Origin of the sequence: Paraburkholderia gardini, assembly GCF_907164545.1 — a bacterium.
Taxonomy (GTDB): Bacteria; Pseudomonadota; Gammaproteobacteria; order Burkholderiales; family Burkholderiaceae; genus Paraburkholderia; species Paraburkholderia gardini.
In genome coordinates this window covers 19,426-41,386 of sequence record NZ_CAJQZB010000025.1, presented here as the reverse complement: position 1 = coordinate 41,386, position 21,961 = coordinate 19,426, and the positions used below count along the sequence as shown (strand labels likewise).

Here is a 21,961-nt window from a genome sequence, read left to right as displayed (position 1 = left end):
GGGTGACCAGAACACGACCGGGCCTCAGGGCAGAGTTTTGTGTCATTCCAGCGGTTCGCGCGAGAAAAGCGTGGTTCTCTGGAATGGCATAACACTTCTCTTCCCATGTGGCACCGGTTCTGGCGTTGCCGCGCCGCTGTCCGTCCGCGCGGCATAACGAAGAAAAGGAGTGACTATGTTCAACAAGATCGTCAAAGAATTCAAATGGGGACAACATAACGTTCGCCTCGAGACGGGTGAAATCGCCCGCCAGGCAAGCGGTGCTGTGCTCGTCGATGTCGAAGATACCGTGGTGCTGGCCACCGTTGTCGGTGCCAAAACGGCAAAGCCGGGTCAGGATTTCTTCCCGCTGACCGTCGATTACCTCGAAAAAACCTATGCCGCCGGCAAGATCCCGGGTGGCTTCTTCCGTCGCGAAGGCCGTCCGTCGGAAGGCGAAACGCTGATTTCGCGCCTGATCGACCGTCCGCTGCGCCCGCTGTTCCCGGAAGGCTTCTACAACGAAGTTCAGGTCGTGATCCACGTCCTGTCGCTGAACCCGGATGTTCCCGCTGACATTCCCGCGCTGATCGGCGCGTCGGCGGCGCTCGCTATTTCCGGTCTGCCGTTCAACGGCCCGGTTGGCGCAGCACGCGTGGCGTGGATCAACAACGAATACGTGCTGAACCCGACGCGTCCGCAAATGAAGGAATCGGCGCTCGACCTGATCGTCGCCGGTACGGAACGCGCGGTGCTGATGGTGGAATCGGAAGCGCAGCAACTGAGCGAAGAAGTGATGCTCGGCGGCGTGGTGTTCGGCCACGAACAGATGCAGATCGCGATCGACGCGATCCATGAGCTTGTCCGCGAAGGCGGCAAGCCGGAATGGGACTGGAAGCCGGCCGCGAAGAACGAGCCGCTGATCGCGCGCGTGACGGAACTGGCGCAAGCCGACCTGCTCGCCGCTTACCAGTTGCGCGACAAGCAGGCGCGTTCGACGAAGCTGAAGGAAGTGTACGCAGCCACGTCGGCAAAGCTGGAAGAAGAAGCGGCTGCGGCCGGCACGGTTGCCGCCGACAAGGCCTCCGTCGGCAACGTGCTGTTCGACATCGAAGCGAAGATCGTCCGTACGCAGATCCTGAACGGCGAGCCGCGTATCGACGGCCGCGACACGCGCACGGTGCGTCCGATCGAAATCCGTACCGGCGTGCTGCCGCGTACGCACGGCTCGGCGCTCTTCACGCGTGGCGAAACGCAGGCGCTGGTTGTCGCGACACTCGGCACGAAGGGCGACGAGCAGAACATCGACGCGCTCGAAGGCGAGTACCGCGAACGCTTCATGCTCCACTACAACATGCCTCCGTTCGCGACCGGCGAAACGGGGCGCGTCGGTTCGCCGAAGCGCCGCGAAATCGGTCACGGCCGTCTGGCCAAGCGTGCGCTGGCCGCGTGCCTGCCGGGTGCCGACGAATTCGGCTACTCGATTCGCGTCGTGTCGGAAATCACGGAATCGAACGGTTCGTCGTCGATGGCTTCGGTGTGCGGCGGCTGCCTCGCATTGATGGACGCCGGCGTGCCGATGAAGGCGCACGTCGCCGGCATCGCGATGGGCCTGATTCTCGAAGGCAACAAGTTCGCGGTGCTGACCGACATCCTCGGCGACGAAGATCACCTCGGCGACATGGACTTCAAGGTGGCGGGTACGGAGCAAGGCGTGACCGCGCTGCAGATGGACATCAAGATCCAGGGCATCACGAAGGAAATCATGCAGGTCGCCCTCGCGCAGGCGAAGGAAGGCCGTATGCATATCCTCGGCAAGATGACATCGGCTGTTTCGGGTGCGAACACGGAACTGTCGGAATTCGCGCCACGCATGATCACCATCAAGATCAATCCGGAAAAAATCCGCGATGTGATCGGCAAGGGCGGTTCGGTGATCCGCGCGCTGACCGAGGAAACCGGCACGACGATCGATATTTCGGACGACGGCGTCGTGACGATCGCAAGCACGAGCAGCGAAGGCATGGCCGAAGCGAAAAAGCGCATCGAAAACATCACGCTGGAAGTCGAAGTCGGTCAGGTGTATGACGGCACGGTGCTGAAGCTGCTGGATTTCGGTGCGATCGTGAACATCCTGCCGGGCAAGGACGGTCTGCTGCATATCTCCGAGATCGCGAACGAGCGCATCAAGGACATCAACGACTACCTGAAGGACGGCCAGCACGTGAAGGTCAAGGTCATTCAGACGGACGAGAAGGGTCGCGTGCGTCTGTCGGCCAAGGCGTTGCTGAACGAAGCACCGGCTGGCGCGCCGCAAGACGAGCCGACGCCGCAGTAATGCGTTAGCAGGATGACGGCCGGTGGCGTGAATGCGCGCCGGCCGTTTTTCATGGAGGATGGATTGCACTGCCAGCCGTGCGGCACCTGCCGGGCTGGCAGTGCAATCCACACCTTTGGAGGTGATGCAGATGAAAGCTGTCGAGATTACCGAATTCGGCGCACCGGATGTCCTGAAGCTGGCCGAACGGCCGATGCCGGAACCGAAAGCGGGCGAAGTGCTGATCAAGGTGGCGGCGTCGGGCATCAACCGTCCGGACGTGTTCCAGCGCAAGGGCGCGTATGCGCCGCCGCACGGCGCGTCCGATCTGCCGGGGCTGGAGGTCGCGGGCGAGATCGTCGGCGGTTCGATCGACGAACGGCATAACCCGTTCGGCCTGAAAGTGGGCGATCGTGTGTGTGCGCTGCTCGCGGGCGGCGGTTACGCGGAATACGCCGTGGCACCGCTGGCGCAATGCCTGCCGGTGCCGAAGGGTTTGACGGACATCGAGGCAGCGTCGCTGCCGGAGACGTTCTTCACGGTGTGGAGCAACGTGTTCGATCGCGCGAAGCTGGGCGCGGGCGAGGGCGGCGCGAACGAAACGTTCATGGTGCAGGGCGGCTCGAGCGGCATCGGCGTGACGGCGATCCAGATCGCGCATGCGCTGGGTTTTCGCGTATTCGCGACGGCCGGCTCGGACGACAAATGCCGTGCGTGCGAAGAACTGGGTGCCGAACGGGCGATCAACTACAGGACTGAGGATTTCGTCGAAGTGGTGAAGTCGCTGACGAACGATCGCGGCGTCGACGTCATTCTCGATATGGTGGCCGGGAGCTACGTTCCGCGTGAGCTGACAGCACTCGCCAATGGCGGCCGCCTTGTGCTGATCGCGTTGCTCGGCGGGGCGAAGGCGGAGGTGAACCTGAGCGACATCCTGCGCCGCCGTCTGACGATTACCGGTTCGACGCTGCGTCCGCAACCGGTCGAATTCAAGGCGGGGATCGCGGCAAATCTGAAAGAGCACGTGTGGCCGCATATCGAAGCGGGCCGTATCAAGCCGGTTGTGCATCGCGTGTTTCCGGCCGCGCAGGCTGCCGACGCGCACGCACTGATGGAAAGCAGTGCCCACGTCGGCAAGATCGTACTGAATTGGGGCGCGGATGTTTAATCCTGCTGGTTTGACCCGATCCGTCAACGCACAGTAAAATTACATGTTTTGCGCTCGACGCACGATTCACGGATGCTAAAAGACGGGCCGACGCGTAGTTCGAGCCTGTCTCACGACAAGACGAGACAATGTCGAAACAACGAGCGAAAGCAGTAGTCGGTAACTGGAAGATGTTCGGTCGTCTGGCCCATAACGCGAGCCTGATGAAGGCCGTGGCACAAGGTGTCGCCGCTTTGCCGGAAGGCCTCCTTGTGGGGCTGTGCGTGCCGTGTCCGTATCTTTCGCAGGCGCAGTCGCTGCTTGAGGGCTCGCGTGTGGCGTGGGGCGTGCAGGATGTCTCCGCGTTCACGGAAGGTGCCTACACGGGCGAAGTTGCCGCAGACATGGCTGCCGATTTTGGCGCGAAGTTTGCGATTGTCGGCCACTCCGAGCGTCGTGCGTATCATCGCGAAAGCGCTGAACTGGTGGCGGCAAAGACGCAGCGTGCGCTCGAAGCGGGATTGATACCGATCGTCTGCGTCGGCGAAACGCTCGAACAGCGTGATGCGGGCGAAACGGAGGCGGTCGTCGGCGCACAGATCGACGAGGTGCTTGCGAAACTTTCGCTGGAAGAAGCGCTTCGTATCGTGGTGGCGTATGAGCCGGTCTGGGCGATTGGCACGGGCAAGAGCGCGACGGCTGTGCAGGCGCAACAGGTGCATGCGTTTTTGCGCGGGCGTCTTGCCGCGAAAGACGCGGCAGTGGCTGATGTACACGTGCTCTATGGCGGTAGTGTGAAGCCCGACAATGCGGAAGAGTTGTTCCGTCAGCCGGATATCGATGGTGGCCTGATCGGCGGCGCATCGTTGAAAGACAAGGATTTCCTGGCGATCTGCAACGCGGCGCAAGCCGTGATGGCCGACGCGGCGTAAGCCGCTCAGGCCGGGCAGGACGTCCGGGCGAGGCAGGCCCATTGCGTGCACCACACATTGTGTTGCGCGGTTAAATAAAGACTCTCAGGTGAGTGTGATGCTGTATTTGAAAACGTTGATCATCGTCGTTCAATTGCTGTCGGCGCTTGGGGTCATTGGCCTTGTGTTGCTGCAGCACGGCAAGGGCGCCGATATGGGTGCCGCATTTGGCAGCGGCGCGTCGGGCAGCCTCTTCGGCGCGACGGGCTCGGCAAACTTTTTGTCGCGCACCACGGCCGTACTTGCTGCCATATTTTTCGTCTCGACACTGACGCTCACGTACCTCGGTTCGGATCGTTCGAGGCCGTCGGCAGGCCTGCTTGGCGCGGCTGCGACGGCGCCGGCTGCGGCATCGGCCGCATCGGCTCCGGTGGCTGTGCCGGCTGCAATCCCGGCTTCCGCTGCGTCCGCTCCGGGCCAGGATGTACCGAAATAAAATTTTCGGATCAAACGCTTTTTGTGCGTTGAACAAACTGTTTAAACCAGTTACAATTCAAGTCTTGAAGCGATTCGCGGGTTTTATAGCTTGTTTTCCCGGATTGCAGTAGTGCCGACGTGGTGAAATTGGTAGACACGCTATCTTGAGGGGGTAGTGGCGAAAGCTGTGCGAGTTCGAGTCTCGCCGTCGGCACCAATGTTATCTAATGCCAGCCGATTGCTTTTGCTTCGGCTGGCATTTTTACTTCTGGCAGGCTGCTTGCCGTTTGCTTGCATTGCAAAGCAGGCCGAAGTAATTGGATGTCAGGAAGATGCGGCAAGCTGCGCTCCCTGACCACATTCAGAACCAACCGATTGAGGATAGTCTTGAACCTCGCAGCCTATTTCCCCGTCCTGTTGTTCCTTATTGTTGGAACCGGCTTAGGCGTGGCACTGGTCAGTATCGGCAAGATCCTCGGCCCCAACCGGCCTGACACCGAGAAGAACGCACCGTACGAGTGCGGCTTCGAGGCATTCGAAGATGCGCGCATGAAGTTCGATGTGCGCTACTACCTGGTTGCCATTCTCTTCATTATTTTCGACCTTGAGACCGCGTTCCTGTTCCCGTGGGGCGTTGCCCTGCGCGATATCGGCTGGCCCGGCTTCATGGCGATGATGATTTTCCTGCTCGAATTCCTGCTTGGCTTCGCCTACATCTGGAAGAAGGGCGGCCTCGATTGGGAATGACAGATTAATCGCCGGTTTGCGTGGGTGGCACGGCATGCCGCCCCGTCTGGAGTGGAAAGCAAATGAGTATCGAAGGGGTCTTGAAGGAAGGGTTTGTCACCACTACGGCTGACAAGCTGATCAACTGGACGCGCACCGGCTCGCTGTGGCCGATGACGTTCGGTCTCGCGTGTTGCGCGGTCGAGATGATGCATGCGGGCGCTGCCCGTTATGACCTCGACCGTTTCGGCGTGGTGTTTCGTCCGAGTCCGCGTCAGTCGGACGTGATGATCGTCGCCGGCACGCTGTGCAACAAGATGGCGCCCGCCCTGCGCAAGGTCTACGACCAGATGGCCGAGCCGCGCTGGGTGATTTCGATGGGTTCGTGCGCGAACGGCGGCGGCTATTACCACTACTCGTATTCGGTGGTGCGCGGCTGCGATCGCATCGTGCCGGTCGACGTCTACGTGCCGGGTTGCCCGCCCACGGCTGAAGCGCTGGTCTACGGCGTGATCCAGCTTCAGGCGAAGATCCGCCGCACCAATACCATCGCCCGTCAATAAGGCCAACGCCTCTTCCCCCACTATATGGCAAGCAAACTCGAGACTCTCAAAGCGAACCTCGAGGCGGCCTTTGGCGGCCGCCTGCTGAGCGTCACCGAAGCAATCGGTGAGCTGACGATCGTCGTCAAGGCGAGCGATTACCTCGAAGTGGCAACGCGCCTGCGCGACGACAAGTCGCTCGGCTTCGAGCAGTTGATGGACCTGTGTGGCGTCGACTACCAGACGTACGGCGACGGTACCTACGAAGGCCCGCGTTTCGCGGCCGTGCTGCATCTGCTGTCGGTGGCGAACAACTGGCGTCTGCGTGTGCGCGTGTTCGCGCCGGACGACGAAGTGCCGTTCGTCGCATCGGTTGTCGATATCTGGAGTTCCGCCAACTGGTACGAGCGCGAAGCGTTCGACCTGTACGGCATCGTCTTCGAAGGTCACCCGGACCTGCGCCGGATCCTGACCGACTACGGCTTTATTGGCCACCCGTTCCGCAAGGATTTCCCTGTTTCCGGTTACGTCGAAATGCGTTACGACCCGGAAGAGAAGCGCGTCGTCTACCAGCCGGTGACGATCGAGCCGCGGGAAATCACGCCGCGCGTGATCCGTGAGGATCGCTATGGCGGTCTGAAACACTAAGAGAACGCCATGGCAGAGATCAAGAACTACACGCTCAACTTCGGCCCGCAGCATCCGGCCGCGCACGGTGTGCTGCGCCTCGTGCTCGAACTCGACGGCGAAGTGATCCAGCGCGCCGATCCGCACATCGGCCTGCTGCACCGCGCGACCGAAAAGCTCGCTGAAACCAAGACCTTCATCCAGTCCGTGCCGTACATGGACCGTCTCGACTACGTGTCGATGATGGTGAACGAGCATGGCTATGTGATGGCGATCGAAAAGCTGCTCGGCATCGACGTGCCGATCCGCGCGCAGTACATCCGCGTGATGTTCGACGAAGTGACGCGCGTGCTGAACCACCTGATGTGGATCGGTGCGCACGCACTCGACGTCGGCGCAATGGCGGTGTTCCTGTATGCGTTCCGCGAGCGCGAAGACCTGATGGACGTGTACGAGGCAGTGTCCGGCGCACGGATGCACGCGGCGTACTACCGTCCGGGTGGTGTCTACCGCGATCTGCCTGACGCAATGCCGCAATATAAGGCGTCGAAGATCCGCAATGCGAAGGCGCTCTCGAGGATGAACGAGAACCGTCAGGGTTCGCTGCTCGACTTCATCGACGATTTCTTCACGCGTTTCCCGAAGTGCGTCGACGAGTATGAGACTCTTCTGACCGACAACCGGATCTGGAAGCAACGTCTCGTCGGTATCGGCGTGGTGAGCCCGGAGCGTGCGCTGCAACTCGGCATGACCGGTGCGATGCTGCGCGGTTCGGGCATCGAGTGGGATCTGCGCAAAAAGCAGCCGTATGAAGTCTATGACAAGATGGACTTCGATATTCCGGTTGGCGTGAACGGCGACTGCTACGACCGCTATCTGGTGCGCGTCGAGGAAATGCGTCAGTCCACGCGCATCGTGAAACAGTGTATTGAGTGGCTCCGGAAGAATCCGGGTCCGGTGATGGTCGACAATCACAAGGTTGCGCCGCCGTCGCGCGTCGGCATGAAGTCGAACATGGAAGAGCTGATTCACCACTTCAAGCTCTTCACGGAAGGCTTCCACGTGCCGGAAGGCGAGGCGTATGCGGCGGTCGAGCATCCGAAGGGCGAGTTCGGCATCTATCTGATCTCGGATGGCGCGAACAAACCGTATCGCCTGAAGATCCGCGCGCCGGGTTATGCGCACCTGTCCGCGCTCGATGAAATGGCGCGCGGTCACATGATCGCCGACGCCGTGACGATCATCGGTACGCAGGACATCGTGTTCGGCGAAGTGGATCGCTAGGCGATTTTCATAACGGCGCGCGCGGTCCCTCGCGCGTCAAGCAAAGGAACGCCGGGTCTGTCGCAGCAAGCAATGAGCGGCAGGTTTTCGTTCGGTAGGAATTGAAAGAGTCGTGTCTGAAAATGATCTCAGCTGAAGGCCTGAAAGAAATCGATCGTGCGATCGCGAAGTATCCCGCCGATCAGAAACAGTCCGCCGTGATGTCGGCGTTGGCCACTGCTCAGGAAGAGCATGGCTGGCTGTCGCCCGAAATCATGCAGTTCGTGGCGGACTACCTTGGCATGCCCGCGGTTGCCGTGCAGGAGGTTGCGACCTTCTACACGATGTACAACACGTCGCCGGTCGGCAAGCACAAGATCACGCTCTGCACGAACCTGCCGTGCCAGCTCGGCCCGGACGGCGGCTCTGAGAGCGCCGCCGAATACCTGAAGCAAAAACTCGGTATCGATTTCGGCGAGACCACCGCGGACGGCAAATTCACCCTGAAAGAGGGCGAGTGCTTTGGTTCGTGTGGCGATGCGCCGGTGCTGCTCGTGAACAATCATCGTATGTGCAGCTTCATGAGCCGCGAGAAGATCGACCAGCTGCTCGAGGAGCTTTCGAAATGACGTCTTTACACGATCGTCACATCAAACCGCTGATTCTCGCCGGCCTGAACGGCGACAACTGGCATCTCGAAGATTACGTCGCGCGCGGCGGCTACAAGCAGCTGCGCCGCATTCTGGAAGAAAAGATTCCGCCCGAGCAGGTGATCGCCGACGTGAAAGCGTCGGGTCTGCGCGGCCGTGGCGGTGCAGGTTTCCCGACCGGCTTGAAGTGGAGTTTCATGCCGCGTCAGTTCCCGGGGCAGAAATACCTCGTCTGCAATTCGGACGAAGGCGAACCGGGTACGTTCAAGGACCGCGACATCCTCCGCTGGAACCCGCATTCGCTGATCGAAGGCATGGCCATCGGTGCGTACGCGATGGGGATCACGGTCGGCTACAACTACATCCACGGCGAAATCTGGGAAACCTACAAGGTCTTCGAAGAAGCCCTTGAGGAAGCGCGTCGCGCGGGTTTCCTCGGTGCGAACATCATGGGTTCGGGCTTCGCGTTCGAGCTGCATGCGCATCACGGTTACGGTGCCTACATCTGCGGCGAGGAAACCGCGCTGCTCGAATCGCTCGAAGGCAAGAAGGGTCAGCCGCGTTTCAAGCCGCCGTTCCCGGCGAGCTTCGGCGTGTATGGCAAGCCGACGACGATCAACAACACCGAGACGTTCGCGGCCGTGCCGTTCCTGCTGGAAATCGGCCCGCAGGCGTACCTCGAACTGGGCAAGCCGAACAACGGCGGCACGAAGATCTTCTCGATCTCCGGCGACATCGAACGTCCGGGCAACTACGAAGTGCCGCTCGGCACGCCGTTCGCGACGCTGCTGGAACTTGCCGGCGGCATGCGCGGCGGCCAGAAGATCAAGGCCGTGATCCCGGGTGGTTCATCGGCGCCGGTGATTCCGGGCGAGATGATGATGAACACCGATCTCGACTACGACTCGATCGCGAAGGCCGGCTCGATGCTCGGTTCCGGCGCGGTGATCGTGATGGACGAGACACGTTGCATGGTGCGCTCGCTGCTGCGCCTGTCGTACTTCTATTACGAAGAGTCGTGCGGTCAGTGCACGCCGTGCCGCGAAGGCACCGGCTGGCTGTATCGCGTCGTACATCGCATCGAACACGGGCTCGGCCGCCAGGAAGATCTGGACCTGCTGAACTCGGTCGCTGAAAACATCATGGGCCGCACGATCTGCGCGCTCGGCGATGCGGCGGCGATGCCGGTGCGCGGCATGCTGAAGCACTACTGGGATGAATTCGCATACCACGTCGAGCACAAGCACTGCATGGTTGGCGGTCACACCGGTGCGGCCGCGGCCAGAGAAACAGTAGCCGCTTGAGCGAAACAGCCGAAGCGGAGCAACGCTAAAGCACCAGCCGCGGGGATTCGTCGCCGTGTCCGTCAAACGGGCCAGCGACTGAATGGGCGATTGAGCGGACGAACGATTGAGCGGTAACAGGTTAAGGAAGATTGACCATCATGGTTGAACTTGAAATAGACGGCAAGACAGTCGAGGTACCTGAAGGCAGCATGGTGATCCAGGCTGCGCATAAGGTCGATACGTACATTCCTCACTTCTGCTATCACAAGAAGTTGTCGATTGCGGCCAACTGCCGGATGTGTCTCGTCGAAGTCGAGAAGATGCCGAAGGCCGTGCCGGCATGCGCGACGCCGGTGTCGGCGGGCATGATCGTGCGCACGAAGTCGGACAAGGCGGTGAAGGCGCAGCAATCCGTGATGGAATTCCTGCTGATCAACCATCCGCTCGACTGCCCGATCTGCGATCAGGGCGGCGAATGTCAGCTGCAGGATCTGGCGGTCGGTTACGGCAAGTCGTCGTCGCGTTACAGCGAAGAGAAGCGCGTCGTGTTCCACAAGAACGTCGGCCCGCTGATCTCGATGGAAGAAATGACACGCTGCATTCACTGCACGCGCTGCGTCCGTTTTGGCCAGGAAGTCGCCGGCGTGATGGAGCTCGGCATGCTGGGTCGTGGCGAGCATGCGGAAATCACGTCGTTCGTCGGCAAGACGGTCGATTCGGAACTGTCGGGCAACATGATCGACCTGTGCCCGGTCGGCGCGCTGACCAGCAAGCCGTTCCGCTACAGCGCCCGTACGTGGGAACTGTCGCGCCGCAAGTCGGTAAGCCCGCACGATTCCGTCGGCGCGAACCTCGTGGTGCAGGTGAAGAACAATCGCGTGATGCGCGCGCTGCCGTTCGAAAACGAAGCGATCAATGAATGCTGGATCTCGGACAAGGATCGTTTCTCGTACGAAGGCCTGAACAGCGCGGAGCGTCTCACGCAGCCGATGCTGAAGCAGGACGGCAAGTGGATTGAAACCGACTGGCAGACGGCGCTCGAATACGTCGTCAAGGGTCTGAATGGCATCAAGGGCGACCACGGCGCGAACGCGCTGGCCGCGCTCGCCAGCCCGCACAGCACGGTTGAGGAACTGTTCCTGCTGAAGAAGCTCGCACAAGCCGTCGGCACACCGAACGTCGACTTCCGTCTGCGTCAGTCCGATTTTGCGGCGCCGGTCAATGGAACGCCGTGGCTCGGCACCGCTATCGCCGATCTGTCGAATCTCGACGCCGCACTGATCATCGGTTCGACGCTGCGTCGCGATCATCCGTTGCTGGCCGCGCGTTTGCGCCAGGCTGCGAAGAGCGGCGCGAAGCTCACGCTGCTGCAGGCAACGGCTGACGACGCGCTGATCCCGCAAGCGAAGCGTGTTGTCGCTGCGCCATCGGCGTGGCTGCATGAACTTGCCGGCATCGCCGCTTCGGTCGCTGAACTGCGCGGCGAAGCATTGCCGGAAACGCTTAAAGGCGTCGAGGCATCGGACGCGGCGAAGCAGGCCGCCGCATCGCTCGCAGGTGGCTCGACACGCGTCGTACTGCTTGGCAACGACGCTGTGCGGCATCCGCAATTCGCACAGATTCATGCAGCGGCGCAATGGATTGCGGACGCAACCGGCGCGAAGCTCGGCTTCCTCACGGAAGCAGCGAACACGGTGGGCGCGCATCTCGTCGGCGCACTGCCGGACGCAGGTGGTCTGAATGCCCGTGAAGTGTTCGAACAGCCGCGCAAGGGTTATGTGCTGCTGAACCTCGAGCCGGAATTCGACACGGCAAACCCGGCACAGGCACTGGCCGCACTGAAGCAGGCGGAAATGGTCGTCGTGATGTCGTCGTTCGTGACGGGTACCGATTACGCCGACGTACTGCTGCCGGTCGCACCGTTCACGGAAACGGCCGGCACGTTCGTCAATGCCGAAGGTACGGTGCAGACGTTCAACGGCGTCGTGCGTCCGCTGGGCGAAACGCGTCCGGCATGGAAGGTGTTGCGCGTGCTGGGTAGCATTCTCGGCGCTCCGGGCTTCGAATTCGACACGGCTGAAGAAGTGCGCACGGCGGCGCTGGGCGACGGCGATCTGACGTCGCGCCTGTCGAACCGCACGGACGTGGCGATTGCCCGCAACGGCGCGCCGAAGGCTGCCGAAGGCACGTTCGAACGCGTTGCCGATGTACCGATTTACCACGCTGATCCGCTGGTGCGCCGCGCTGAATCGCTGCACCTGACGGCAGCGGCGCGCGCAGCGAACTCGGCCGGTCTGCCGGCTGCGCTGTTCGACAAGCTGGGTCTGAAAGAGGGCGACGCGATCCGCGTGCGCCAGGGCGAACTGTCGGTGCAACTGCCGGCGGTGCGTGATGCGAATCTTGCGGAAACGGTCGTCCGCGTATCGGCAGGCACGCCTGCTGGTGCAGCGCTGGGCAGCCTGTTCGGTGAACTGGTGGTGGAGAAGGCGTAAATGAGCTTGTTCGAAACGATCAACTCGGGCGGCACCCAGCTTCTCGGTGTGGCATGGCCCACGGTGTGGGCACTCGTGCGCATCCTGGTGGTGGCGGTCGTGATCCTGCTGTGCGTGGCTTACCTGATCCTGTGGGAACGGAAGCTGATCGGCTGGATGCACGTGCGTCTCGGCCCGAACCGTGTCGGTCCCGCCGGCCTGTTGCAGCCAATCGCCGACGTGCTGAAGCTGCTGCTGAAAGAAGTCATTCAGCCGACCCAGGCAAGCCGCTGGATCTACATGATCGCCCCGATCATGGTGGTCGTGCCGGCCTTCGCGGTCTGGGCGGTGATTCCGTTCCAGGCGGGTGCGGTGCTCGGCGACATCAACGCAGGTCTGCTGTACGCGATGGCGATTTCGTCGGTCGGCGTGTATGGCGTGATTCTCGCCGGCTGGGCGTCGAATTCGAAGTACGCGTTCCTCGGCGCGATGCGTGCCGCGGCGCAGATGGTGTCGTACGAAATCTGCATGGGCTTTGCGCTCGTCGTCGTGCTGATGACGGCTGGTACGCTGAACCTGTCGGCTATTGTCACGTCGCAGGAACGCGGCATTTTCGCGAGCTACGGCCTGAACTTCCTGTCATGGAACTGGTTGCCGCTTCTGCCGATGTTCGTCGTCTACTTCATCTCCGGCATCGCTGAAACGAACCGTCACCCGTTCGACGTGGTGGAAGGGGAGTCGGAAATCGTCGCCGGTCACATGATCGATTACTCGGGTATGGCGTTCGCGCTGTTCTTCCTCGCCGAGTACATCAACATGATCGTGATCTCGGCGCTGGCGGCGACGCTGTTCCTCGGCGGCTGGAGCGCTCCGTTCGGTTTTCTGTCGTTCGTGCCGGGCATCGTGTGGCTCGTCGCGAAAGTTTTCTTCCTGCTGTCGGTGTTCATCTGGGCGCGTGCTACGTTCCCGCGCTATCGCTATGACCAGATCATGCGTCTGGGCTGGAAAATCTTCATTCCGGTCTGCGTGGTGTGGCTGGTGGTGGTCGGCTTCTGGATCATGTCGCCGTTGAATATCTGGAAATAAGGGCGGATGACCCCATGACCGCAATTCAAAATTTCTTCAAGACTTTCTTCCTGACGGAGCTGCTGAAGGGCCTCGCGCTGACCGGACGTTACACGTTCCAGCGCAAGATCACGGTGCAGTTCCCCGAGGAAAAAACGCCGATTTCGCCGCGTTTCCGTGGCCTGCACGCACTGCGCCGCTATGAGAACGGCGAAGAGCGCTGCATCGCCTGCAAGCTGTGCGAAGCGGTGTGCCCGGCACTTGCCATCACGATCGAGTCGGAAACCCGTGCGGACAATACGCGCCGCACGACGCGCTACGACATCGACCTGACCAAATGCATCTTCTGCGGTTTCTGCGAAGAGAGCTGCCCCGTCGATTCGATCGTCGAGACGCACATTCTCGAATATCACGGCGAAAAGCGCGGCGACCTGTACTTCACGAAGGACATGCTGCTGGCCGTGGGCGATCGCTACGAAACTGAGATCGCTGCAAACAAGGCGGCCGACGCGCCGTATCGTTAAACACGGTTGAACGCGGTTGAAACACTGCTCGTTCGACGCTGCAAAACGGCCCGCTGTACAGGCCGTGCGCTGAAGTCTGACTGCTTCGGCACCGCGCGCCTGTGTGCTGCATTCACAGATGCGCGTGCCAAAGAACCATGCCTGATGATGGCCTAACGATGAACCGGTAATCATGGAATTCACGACCGTACTGTTCTACATCTTCGCGCTGTTCCTGGTGATATCAGGGCTGAAGGTGATCACCTCGCGCAACCCGGTGAGCTCCGCGCTCTTCCTGGTGCTCGCGTTTTTCAATGCAGCGGCGATCTGGATGCTGCTCGAGGCGGAATTCCTCGCGATCCTGCTCGTGCTGGTCTACGTCGGCGCGGTGATGGTGCTGTTCCTGTTCGTCGTGATGATGCTGGACATCAATGTCGACGTGCTGCGACGCGACTTCAGGCGCTTCGTGCCGATGGCGACGATTGTCGGCGCGATCATCGTGATCGAAACCGCGCTGATCCTCTGGCACGGCTACGGCGCGACCGTCCAGCCGGTGCGCGACACCACGGTGGCCGGCGCCGCAGCCGCAACCGCTGGCTGGTCGAACACGCGCATCATCGGCAAGATCATCTACACCGACTACATCTTCGCGTTCGAAGTGGCCGGCCTTGTCCTGCTCGTCGCGATCATCGCGGCGGTTGCGCTGACCGCGCGTCATGCGAAGGACAGCAAGCGCCAGAACGTCGGCGATCAGGTGAAGGTGCGCGCCCAGGACCGTGTGCGCGTCGTCAAGATGGCGTCGGAAAAGACCGCTGCGACCGAAGCGGCCGAAGCCGCTGCCGCCGCAAAGGCCGCCGAAGCTGCCGCGGCAACGACTGCCGCCGCGCCTGCAAAGAACGGCTGAGCGCCCAGGAGAAAAACATGTTGACCCTTGCTCATTACCTCGTCCTCGGCGCGATCCTGTTTGCGATCAGCATCGTCGGCATTTTCCTGAACCGTCGCAACATCATCATCATCCTGATGGCGATCGAGCTGATGCTGCTGGCGGTGAACACCAATTTTGTCGCCTTCTCGCATTACCTGGGCGACGTGCATGGCCAGATCTTCGTGTTCTTCGTGCTGACGGTTGCGGCAGCGGAAGCAGCGATCGGTCTCGCCATTCTGGTGACCCTGTTCCGTAGCCTCGACACGATCAACGTCGAGGATCTCGATCAGCTCAAAGGTTAAATTCAGGCAAAGCTGTTATGTCAACGACACTCAATGAAAACCTGCTGCTAGCGGTCCCGCTGGCACCGCTGGCCGGCTCGCTGATCGCGGGGCTGTTCGGGAAAGCGGTGGGGCGCGCCGGGGCACACTCGGTCACGATTCTCGGCGTGGCGATCTCGTTCATCCTGTCGGCGATCGTCTTTTTCGACGTGCTGAACGGTGCGAGCTTCAACGCGACCATTTATGAATGGCTGACCGTCGGCAAGCTGAAGTTCGAAATCGGCTTCCTCGTCGATTCGCTCACGGCGATGATGATGTGCGTGGTGACCTTCGTGTCGCTGATGGTGCACATCTACACGATCGGTTACATGGCCGACGACGACGGCTACCAGCGCTTCTTCTCGTATATCTCGCTGTTCACGTTCTCGATGTTGATGCTCGTGATGAGCAACAACTTCCTGCAACTGTTCTTCGGCTGGGAAGCGGTGGGTCTGGTGTCGTACCTGCTGATCGGCTTCTACTTCACGCGTGAAAGTGCCATCTACGCGAACATGAAGGCGTTCCTCGTGAACCGCGTGGGCGACTTCGGTTTCATTCTCGGTATCGGCCTGCTGCTGGCCTTCGGCGGCTCGCTGAACTACGGCGATGTGTTCGCGAAGAGCCACGAGCTGGCCGCGCTGAGCTTCCCGGGTACGAGCTGGGGCCTGCTGACGGTTGCGTGTATCTGCCTCTTCATCGGCGCGATGGGCAAGTCGGCGCAGTTCCCGCTGCACGTGTGGCTGCCGGATTCGATGGAAGGCCCGACGCCGATTTCCGCGCTGATTCACGCGGCGACGATGGTGACGGCCGGTATCTTCATGGTCACGCGCATGTCGCCGCTGTTCGAACTGTCGGATACGGCGCTGTCATTCATCATGGTGATCGGTGCGATCACGACGCTGTTCATGGGCTTCCTCGGGGTCGTCCAGAACGACATCAAGCGCGTGGTGGCTTACTCGACACTGTCGCAGCTCGGTTACATGACGGTCGCGCTCGGCGCGTCCGCCTACTCGGTTGCCGTGTTCCATCTGATGACGCACGCGTTCTTCAAGGCGCTGCTGTTCCTCGGCGCGGGCTCGGTGATCATCGGCATGCACCACGATCAGGACATCCGCAACATGGGTGGCCTGCGCAAGTACATGCCGATCACGTGGATCACGTCGCTGGCCGGTACGCTGGCGCTGATCGGTACGCCGTTCTTCTCCGGCTTCTACTCGAAAGACTCGATCATCGATGCGGTGAAGCTGTCGCATCTGCCGGGTTCGGGTTTCGCGTACTTCGCGGTGGTGGCGAGCGTGTTCGTCACGGCGCTGTACTCGTTCCGCATGTATTTCCTCGTGTTCCACGGCGAAGAGCGTTTCCGCAATCCGAAGCATCCGGAATCGCCGATGGGTGCCGAAGCGGCGGCGCACGCCGCGCACGGCCATGACGATCACGGCCACGGCCACGATGCGCACGCCCATGGTCATGACGACCACGGTCACGCACACGAGCCGCACGAGACGCCGTGGGTGGTCTGGGTACCGCTGGTGCTGCTGGCGATTCCGTCGGTCGTCATCGGTGCAATCGGCATCGGTCCGATGATTTACGGCGACTTCTTCCAGCACGGCGTGGCGTTCGACAAGGTGATTTTCGTCGGCGCAAACCATCCGGCGCTGCATGAGATGGCCGAAGAGTTCCAGGGCTGGGCGTCGATGGGTCTGCACTCGGTTTCGGGTCTGCCGGTGTGGCTCGCGCTCGCAGGCATCGTGGTGGCGTGGTTCCTGTATCTGGTGCGTCCGGATCTGCCGGCTGTCATCAAGCGCGCGTTCGGCCCGGTCTACACGCTGCTCGACAACAAGTACTACATGGACAAGATCAACGAAGTCGTCTTCGCGAAGGGTGCCGTGGCCATCGGCCGCGGTCTCTGGAAGGAGGGTGACGTCGTGGTCATCGACGGTATCGTCAACGGCAGCGCGCGCTTCATTGGCTGGTTTGCCAGCGTGATCCGCTTCCTCCAATCCGGTTACATCTATCACTACGCGTTTGCCATGATTATCGGCATGTTGGGGCTCTTGACCCTGTTTGTAACGCTCGGCGGCAAATAAGGCGAGGGACACTAATGCACGCTTATCCGATTCTCAGTATCGCGATCTGGCTGCCGATCCTGTTCGGCCTCCTGGTCCTTGCCATCGGTTCCGACAAGAACCCCGGCCCGGCGCGCTGGCTTGCGCTGGTCGGCTCGGTACTCAGCTTTATCGTCACGATTCCGCTCATGACGGGCTTCGACTCCAGCACTGCGGAACTGCAGTTCGTGGAGAAGGCCAACTGGATCGAACGCTTCAACATCACGTATCACCTGGGCGTCGACGGCATCTCGATGTGGTTCGTCGTGCTGACCGCGCTGATCACGGTGATCGTCGTGATCAGCGCATGGGAAGTGATCACGAAGAACGTGTCGCAGTATCTGGCTTCGTTCCTGATCCTGTCCGGCATCATGGTCGGCGTGTTCAGCGCCGCGGACGGCATGCTGTTCTACGTGTTCTTCGAAGCGACGCTGATTCCGATGTACATCATCATCGGCGTGTGGGGCGGGGCGAACCGCGTGTACGCGGCGTTCAAGTTCTTCCTGTACACGCTGATGGGCTCGCTGCTGATGCTGGTCGCGCTGCTGTACCTGTACACGCAGACGGGCACGTTCGATCTCGCCACGTGGCAAAACGCGCAGATCGGCATGACGCCGCAGATATTGATATTTATCGCGTTCTTCCTGGCGTTCGCCGTGAAGGTGCCGATGTGGCCGGTTCACACGTGGCTGCCTGACGCCCACGTGGAAGCGCCGACGGGCGGCTCGGTCGTGCTGGCCGCGATCATGCTGAAGCTCGGTGCATACGGTTTCCTGCGCTTCTCGCTGCCGATCACACCGGACGCGAGCCACTTCCTCGCGCCGGCTGTGATCACGCTGTCGCTGATCGCGGTGATCTACATCGGTTTCGTCGCGATGGTGCAGGCGGATATGAAGAAGCTGGTCGCGTACTCGTCGATCGCGCACATGGGCTTCGTGACGCTCGGCTTTTTCATCTTCAACCAGCTCGGTGTGGAAGGCGCAATCGTCCAGATGATCTCGCACGGCTTCGTGTCGGGCGCGATGTTCCTGTGTATCGGCGTGCTGTATGACCGCATGCACTCGCGTCAGATCGCCGACTACGGCGGCGTCGTGAACACGATGCCGAAGTTCGCGGCACTCGTGATGCTGTTCTCGATGGCGAATTGCGGCCTGCCGGGCACGTCGGGTTTCGTCGGTGAATTCATGGTGATCCTGGCTGCTGTCCAGTTCAATTTCTGGATTGGTCTTGGCGCCGCGGTCACGCTGATTCTCGGCGCGGCCTACACGCTGTGGATGTACAAGCGCGTGTACTTCGGCGCCGTGGCGAACGACCACGTGAAGGGCCTGCTCGACGTCAACCGCCGTGAGTTCTTCATGCTGGTCGTGCTTGCGGTCCTGACGCTGTTCATGGGCCTGTATCCGAAGCCTTTCACCGATGTGATGCACGTATCCGTGGACAACCTCCTCTCCCACGTCGCGCAGTCCAAGCTGCCGTTGTCACAGTAATACAGAGCGGAGGAATCTAAAGATCATGCAAAACGCCCCTATGAATGCTCTGTTGCCCGATGCGCTGCTGATGTTCGCAGTCGTCGTCGCGTGGCTCAACGACACGTTCGTCGGCGTGACTGGCCGTCGCACGACGTATTACATCGCGGTCGTCTCTTCGGTGATCGCGGGTGTCTGGTTCGCGATCAACGCGTTTGATCCGACGCCGCACTACTTCTTCTCGCGCATGTACGTGGTGGATCCGTTCGCCAGCGCGATGAAGGCGGTGGTGTCGCTGGGGTACGCGGTGACGATCGTCTATTCGCGCAGGTATCTCGAAGACCGCGACCTGTTCCGCGGCGACTTCTTCCTGCTTGGCATGTTTTCGCTGCTCGGCCAGCTCGTGATGATTTCGGGCAACAACTTCCTGACGCTGTATCTCGGTCTGGAATTGATGTCGCTGTCGCTGTATGCCGTGATCGCGCTGCGTCGTGACGCTGCGCAGTCGAACGAATCGGCGATGAAGTACTACGTGCTGGGCGCGCTCGCATCGGGTTTCCTGCTCTACGGCATCTCGATGCTGTACGGCGCGACCGGTTCGCTCGAACTCGGTGAAGTGCTGAAGGCGGTGGCTTCGGGTCACATCAACGATGTCGTGCTGCTGTTCGGCGTGATCTTCATCGTCGCTGGCATCGCGTTCAAGATGGGTGCAGTGCCGTTCCACATGTGGGTGCCGGACGTCTATCAAGGCGCGCCGACGGCCATGACGTTGCTGACCGGCGGCGGTCCGAAGGTCGCGGCGTTCGCATGGGGTCTGCGCTTTCTCGTGATGGGCCTGCTGCCGCTCGCGGTCGACTGGCAGGAAATGCTCGTGATTCTCGCGGCGCTGTCGATGATCGTCGGCAACATCACGGGTATCGTCCAGCGCAACATCAAGCGGATGCTGGCGTACTCGGCGATCGCGAACATGGGCTTCGTGCTGCTCGGCCTGCTGTCGGGCGTGGTCGACGGCAAGGCGGGTGGAGCGGCCGGTGCGTACGGTTCAGCGATGTTCTACAGCATCATCTACCTCGTGACGACGCTCGGCACGTTCGGCGTTGTGATGCTGCTCGCACGTCGTGATTTCGAAGCCGAAACGCTCGACGACTTCAAGGGTCTTAACCAGCGCAGTCCGATCTTCGCGTTCGTGATGATGGTGATGATGTTCTCGCTCGCCGGCATCCCGCCGACGGTCGGCTTCTACGCGAAGCTCGCCGTGCTCGAGGCGACGATGAACGCCGGCCTGACGTGGCTCACGGTGCTTGCCGTGGTGACGTCGCTGTTCGGCGCGTTCTACTACCTGCGTGTCGTCAAGCTGATGTACTTCGATGCACCGCAGGACACCGCGCCGATTACCGCCGACGCCTGCTCGCGTACGCTGCTCGCGCTGAACGGCGTGGCCCTGCTTGTGCTCGGCATCGTGCCGGGTCCGCTGATGACGGTCTGCCTGCAGGCTATCCAGCACACGCTGCCGCTGTAATGTCGGCAGCGGGCTGGTTTATCGTGTTGCTGGCGCTCGTGGGCGCCAACCTGCCGTTCCTGAACCAGCGGCTCTTCGCGGTCGTCCCGATGAAGTTGAAGGCGGCGAAGAAGAGCGTCTGGTTGCGGATCGCCGAAATGATCGTGCTGTATTTCGCGATCGGCACGCTTGGCTTCATGCTCGAAGCGCGCGCCGGTAACCGCTTCGAGCAGGGCTGGCAGTTCTATGCGATCACGTTCAGTCTTTTTGTCGTGTTCGCTTTCCCCGGTTTCACCTGGCAGTATCTCGTCAAACGCCGCTGACGGCACAAGCCGTCGGCGCTCCATGCTTTTCTGAGGTCGCACATGGCCGAACTCCCGAACCACGACGCAACGCTCACCGAAAAGTGTCTGGAGAGCACGACCCTGCACGAGGGGCCGTTTCTAACGCTCAAGTGCGATACGGTCGAATTGCCCGACGGCAAGCACGCAACCCGCGAGTACGTGAAGCACCCGGGCGCGGTGATGGTGATTCCGCTCTTCGACGACGGTCGCGTGCTGCTCGAAAGCCAGTATCGCTACCCGATCGGCAAGGTGATGTACGAGTATCCCGCGGGCAAGCTGGATCCGGACGAAGGCGCGCTCGCCTGCGCGAAACGTGAACTGGCTGAAGAGACCGGCTATACGGCAAGCGAGTACGTCTACATCACGCGCATCCACCCGATCATTTCGTACTCGACGGAATTCATCGACATCTACCTCGCGCGCGGCCTGACGGCAGGCGAGCGCAAGCTCGACGACGGCGAATTCCTCGAACTCTTCACGGCAACCGTGCCGGAAGTGTCCGAGTGGGTGCGCACGGGGAAGATCACCGACGTGAAGACGATCATCGGCACGTTCTGGCTCGAAAAGATCCTGTCGGGCACATGGCTGACAGCAGCGCTGGAGCGTGACTGAGGCAACAGGGTCGCCACCGTGGGGCGACGGCGCATGACGTAGCATCGATGAATACAAGTTGTCGAACCTGCAACGGCGGCCCGCAAGGCCGCCGTTATCTTTTCCGGCGGCGATTTTCAGGTGATTCAGGTATTTTGGGCTGCTTCGGCGGCATTCGCCGCAAAGCGCTAGAATCGCCCCACGCTGTCGATGGAGGGCGCTTATCCCGCTCTCAATGAAAAGCCAAAAAAATTTGCGAACGATCGTTCACAAATTTCCATTTTGCGATAAACTGGTTGCAAGCCCTGATTCCACATGAAGGTCCTCGATTTAACGTGTCTGCACGGCCATCGGTTCGAAGGCTGGTTCGCTTCCGCCGATGATTTTGAGTCGCAGTTGTCCCGCAAGCTGGTCGAATGTCCAGTTTGCGGTGTGACCGAAGTGAGCCGTTTGCCGTCCGCACCGCGGCTCAACCTGTCCGGTGCGACGGCGGCGTCTGCGCCGGCGAACGCGGTTGAATGGCAGGCGCACGCCATGCGTGCACTGCGCGAGGTACTGGAAAAGACCGAGAACGTGGGCGACCGCTTCGCCGAGGAAGCACGGCGCATTCACTACAACGAAGCGCCGGCACGCAGTATTCGGGGCCTCACGACACCCGAAGATGCGAAAGCCTTGGTCGAGGAAGGCATCGACGTGATGCCGCTGCCGGTCCCGGCCGCACTGAAAGAACCGCTGCAATAAGCGCGGT

General features: G+C 61.1%; 21 protein-coding genes and 1 tRNA gene. All 22 read left to right on the top strand.

What is annotated here, in order from left to right; all coding sequences use genetic code 11:
- Nucleotides 1-175: 175 nt before the first annotated feature.
- Nucleotides 176-2,317: a polyribonucleotide nucleotidyltransferase gene (gene pnp / locus LPA37_RS17785; RefSeq protein ID WP_228982036.1), complete on the top strand. Its 2,142-nt coding sequence runs from the start codon at nt 176-178 to the stop codon at nt 2,315-2,317.
- Between the two features lie 130 nt (nt 2,318-2,447).
- The gene (locus tag LPA37_RS17780; RefSeq protein WP_228982038.1) at nt 2,448-3,464 is read left to right on the top strand and encodes an NAD(P)H-quinone oxidoreductase; all 1,017 of its coding nucleotides are present in this window, start codon (nt 2,448-2,450) and stop codon (nt 3,462-3,464) included.
- A 128-nt stretch (nt 3,465-3,592) separates the two neighbouring features.
- Nucleotides 3,593-4,375 (top strand): triose-phosphate isomerase, encoded by a 783-nt coding sequence (gene tpiA / locus LPA37_RS17775; protein WP_228982040.1) that lies wholly within the window; start codon nt 3,593-3,595, stop codon nt 4,373-4,375.
- Between the two features lie 97 nt (nt 4,376-4,472).
- Nucleotides 4,473-4,850 carry a preprotein translocase subunit SecG gene (gene secG / locus LPA37_RS17770; protein WP_228982042.1) on the top strand — a complete coding sequence of 126 codons (378 nt, stop codon included), beginning with the start codon at nt 4,473-4,475 and terminating at the stop codon, nt 4,848-4,850.
- Between the two features lie 113 nt (nt 4,851-4,963).
- Nucleotides 4,964-5,048: transfer RNA gene (locus tag LPA37_RS17765), tRNA-Leu, on the top strand.
- 170 nt (nt 5,049-5,218) lie between these two features.
- Entirely contained in the window at nt 5,219-5,578 is a 360-nt protein-coding gene (locus LPA37_RS17760) for an NADH-quinone oxidoreductase subunit A (protein ID WP_090531360.1), read from the top strand.
- Between the two features lie 62 nt (nt 5,579-5,640).
- The gene (locus LPA37_RS17755) at nt 5,641-6,120 is read left to right on the top strand and encodes a NuoB/complex I 20 kDa subunit family protein (protein ID WP_006052903.1); all 480 of its coding nucleotides are present in this window, start codon (nt 5,641-5,643) and stop codon (nt 6,118-6,120) included.
- Between the two features lie 24 nt (nt 6,121-6,144).
- On the top strand, nt 6,145-6,747 hold the full coding sequence (locus LPA37_RS17750; protein ID WP_228982043.1) for an NADH-quinone oxidoreductase subunit C: 603 nt from the start codon (nt 6,145-6,147) through the stop codon (nt 6,745-6,747).
- Between the two features lie 9 nt (nt 6,748-6,756).
- On the top strand, nt 6,757-8,010 hold the full coding sequence (locus LPA37_RS17745; protein WP_228982045.1) for an NADH-quinone oxidoreductase subunit D: 1,254 nt from the start codon (nt 6,757-6,759) through the stop codon (nt 8,008-8,010).
- Between the two features lie 122 nt (nt 8,011-8,132).
- Nucleotides 8,133-8,618 (top strand): NADH-quinone oxidoreductase subunit NuoE, encoded by a 486-nt coding sequence (gene nuoE / locus LPA37_RS17740; protein WP_228982047.1) that lies wholly within the window; start codon nt 8,133-8,135, stop codon nt 8,616-8,618.
- Nucleotides 8,615-9,943 (top strand): NADH-quinone oxidoreductase subunit NuoF, encoded by a 1,329-nt coding sequence (gene nuoF / locus LPA37_RS17735; RefSeq protein WP_228982049.1) that lies wholly within the window; start codon nt 8,615-8,617, stop codon nt 9,941-9,943. The genes nuoE and nuoF overlap by 4 nt, the downstream gene beginning before the upstream one ends.
- 140 nt (nt 9,944-10,083) lie before the next feature.
- On the top strand, nt 10,084-12,417 hold the full coding sequence (gene nuoG / locus LPA37_RS17730) for an NADH-quinone oxidoreductase subunit NuoG (RefSeq protein ID WP_229013222.1): 2,334 nt from the start codon (nt 10,084-10,086) through the stop codon (nt 12,415-12,417).
- Nucleotides 12,418-13,482: an NADH-quinone oxidoreductase subunit NuoH gene (gene nuoH, locus LPA37_RS17725; RefSeq protein WP_228982053.1), complete on the top strand. Its 1,065-nt coding sequence runs from the start codon at nt 12,418-12,420 to the stop codon at nt 13,480-13,482.
- A gap of 14 nt (nt 13,483-13,496) precedes the next feature.
- Nucleotides 13,497-13,985 carry an NADH-quinone oxidoreductase subunit NuoI gene (nuoI, locus tag LPA37_RS17720; protein WP_007588142.1) on the top strand — a complete coding sequence of 163 codons (489 nt, stop codon included), beginning with the start codon at nt 13,497-13,499 and terminating at the stop codon, nt 13,983-13,985.
- Nucleotides 13,986-14,157: 172 nt separating this feature from the next.
- Nucleotides 14,158-14,868: an NADH-quinone oxidoreductase subunit J gene (locus LPA37_RS17715; protein WP_228982055.1), complete on the top strand. Its 711-nt coding sequence runs from the start codon at nt 14,158-14,160 to the stop codon at nt 14,866-14,868.
- Nucleotides 14,869-14,885: 17 nt separating this feature from the next.
- Nucleotides 14,886-15,191 (top strand): NADH-quinone oxidoreductase subunit NuoK, encoded by a 306-nt coding sequence (gene nuoK, locus LPA37_RS17710; protein WP_153102134.1) that lies wholly within the window; start codon nt 14,886-14,888, stop codon nt 15,189-15,191.
- A 17-nt stretch (nt 15,192-15,208) separates the two neighbouring features.
- Nucleotides 15,209-17,296 carry an NADH-quinone oxidoreductase subunit L gene (nuoL, locus tag LPA37_RS17705; protein WP_228982058.1) on the top strand — a complete coding sequence of 696 codons (2,088 nt, stop codon included), beginning with the start codon at nt 15,209-15,211 and terminating at the stop codon, nt 17,294-17,296.
- A 14-nt stretch (nt 17,297-17,310) separates the two neighbouring features.
- Complete coding sequence (locus tag LPA37_RS17700; protein WP_228982060.1) at nt 17,311-18,801, top strand: NADH-quinone oxidoreductase subunit M; 1,491 nt, start codon at nt 17,311-17,313, stop codon at nt 18,799-18,801.
- 25 nt (nt 18,802-18,826) lie between these two features.
- Complete coding sequence (gene nuoN, locus LPA37_RS17695; RefSeq protein WP_229013221.1) at nt 18,827-20,299, top strand: NADH-quinone oxidoreductase subunit NuoN; 1,473 nt, start codon at nt 18,827-18,829, stop codon at nt 20,297-20,299.
- Nucleotides 20,299-20,601, top strand: a complete 303-nt coding sequence (locus LPA37_RS17690; protein ID WP_229013220.1) for a DUF2818 family protein — start codon at nt 20,299-20,301, stop codon at nt 20,599-20,601. The genes nuoN and LPA37_RS17690 overlap by 1 nt, the downstream gene beginning before the upstream one ends.
- 42 nt (nt 20,602-20,643) lie before the next feature.
- Complete coding sequence (locus tag LPA37_RS17685) at nt 20,644-21,234, top strand: NUDIX domain-containing protein (protein WP_229013219.1); 591 nt, start codon at nt 20,644-20,646, stop codon at nt 21,232-21,234.
- 294 nt (nt 21,235-21,528) lie between these two features.
- On the top strand, nt 21,529-21,954 hold the full coding sequence (locus LPA37_RS17680) for a DUF1178 family protein (protein WP_228982067.1): 426 nt from the start codon (nt 21,529-21,531) through the stop codon (nt 21,952-21,954).
- The last annotated feature ends 7 nt before the right edge of the window (nt 21,955-21,961 follow it).